Annotated in this window: 2 protein-coding genes; both read right to left on the reverse strand. The window is 73.3% G+C overall.

Going from position 1 to position 1796, the window contains the following annotated elements; genetic code table 11:
• Positions 1 to 125: 125 nt before the first annotated feature.
• Positions 126 to 1391: a beta-ketoacyl synthase N-terminal-like domain-containing protein gene (locus HW577_RS24490; protein WP_198378705.1), complete on the reverse strand. Its 1266-nt coding sequence runs from the start codon at positions 1389 to 1391 to the stop codon at positions 126 to 128.
• Positions 1388 to 1796: hypothetical protein (locus HW577_RS24495; RefSeq protein ID WP_198378706.1), on the reverse strand; the 409-nt coding region annotated here is incomplete at its 5' end. The genes HW577_RS24495 and HW577_RS24490, both read right to left, overlap by 4 nt.

Here is a 1796-nt window from a genome sequence, read left to right on the forward strand (position 1 = left end):
GGGAACTTCTCCCCCCGAAGGCCCCTCAACCTTCTTTGCCAATTGGGGACGGACCGCAAGGGGCGGTGCCAGGTATCCAAAGAAGGGAGGGGGCGCGGGGGAGGTTCTCCTCCCCCGCCCGCACGTCACGGCGCGGCGCTGACCACCAGGCAGACATTCTGCCCGCCGAACCCGAACGAATTCGACAGCACGTGCCGTAGCCCCGAGACGGGCCGCGCGACGTTCGGCACCACGTCGAGCGTGATCGCCGGGTCGGGCTCGGCATGGTTGATGGTGGGCGGCAGCACCTGGTCGCGGATCGTCAGAAGGCTGACCGCGGCCTCGATCGCCCCGGCGGCCGAGAGCGTGTGGCCGATCATCGACTTGTTCGAGGAGATGGGCGGCGGCGCGTCGCCGAAGACGGCGCGCATGCCGAGCGTCTCCATCTTGTCGTTCTCCGGCGTGCCGGTGCCGTGCGCGTTGACGTAGCCGATATCCGCGGGCGCGATGCCCGCATCGGCGATGGCATTGCGCATGGCGCCGATGATGGCGTGCCCATCCGGGTTGGACCGCGTGCGGTGGAAGGAATCCGCCCGCTCCCCGCAGCCGGACACGAGGCCGAGCACGGTGGCACCCCGGCGCGTGGCGTGTTCCAGGCTTTCCAGCACGAGGGCGGCCGCGCCTTCGCTCATCACGAAGCCGTCGCGGGTCTTCTCGAAGGGGCGGGATGCGCGCTCGGGGTGCTCGTTGCGGGCCGTCAGCGCGGAGAGCAGCGCGAAGCGGATCACCGCCTCGGGCTGGACGGACCCGTCGGCGCCGAGTGCGATCGCGGCCTCGCTCTCCCCGCGCTGGATGGCTTCGACCGCCATCTGGATGGCGGAGGCGCCGGTGGCGCAGGCGGTGGTCAGCGCGATCGGCGCGCCGCGCGTGCCGAAGCGGGCGGCGAGCCGTTCGCCCACGCCGCCGAACACGAAGGTCTCGTACAGATCCTGCCGGCCCGCGGCGGCCTCGGTCGCGGCGCGGTAGGAGCCATCGCCATTCGCACGGCGGGCGAGCTCGAAGCGCTGCGGCCATTCGTATTCGACCGGCGGCATGCCGACCATGAGCGGGCCGGGGAAGGTGCCCTCGGGGCCGATCGCGGCCTGGGCCAGCGCTTCCTCGACCGCCGCGGCGGCCATGCGCTCGACGCGGACGGGCGAACTCGCGATCTCGCCGCCCGCCGCTTCCTCCGGCAGTTCGACCGTGCCGGCGATGGTGGTGCGCAGCTTGTCCACCGGGAAGCGGCGGATGCGCGTGATGCCGGATTGCCCGGCGCGCAGCGCGGCCCAGCTCGCTTCCCGCCCCCAGGCGAGGGGGGTGACGATGCCGATGCCGGTGACGGCAACCAGCGGCCGCCCGAGATGGTCCTTCATGCAGCACGCTCCAGAAGCGCGAGCGCCTCTCCCCGCCACTGGCCGAAGCCGGTGACGAGGATGCGCTCGACCGGGCCGTCCCCGGCATCCGCCGGGTCCATTGCCGGGTAGAAGCCACCGCGCGAGAGCGCCAGCGCGCCGAGCGCGACATTGGCGGGGAAGCTCGCTTCCACCCCATGGCCGAGCAGCGTGCCGGTGCGGCGGATGGCGGCGGCGCCAAGGGTGGCGAGGAAGGCATCCTCCTCGGCGCGCGCTTCCGCCACGCCGGTCATGCCGGACAGCACGCCGAGGCCGGCGCCGGATGGCGCGCCGAGCCGGGCATGCAGGGCCTTCGCGGCGGCGGCGGAGGCACCGCCGGCGCGCGCATGCGTCGCATCGGTCGCAACGCCGGCCAGCCGCGCGAGC

It is taken from the genome of Neoroseomonas rubea (genome assembly GCF_016106015.1).
GTDB classification, from domain to species: Bacteria; Pseudomonadota; Alphaproteobacteria; order Acetobacterales; family Acetobacteraceae; genus Neoroseomonas; species Neoroseomonas rubea.

What these genes read in the sequence shown, in the direction of transcription:
- HW577_RS24490 (WP_198378705.1), bottom strand. Translation starts at nt 1,391, where the DNA reads ATGAAGGACCATCTCGGGCGGCCGCTGGTTGCCGTCACCGGCATCGGC.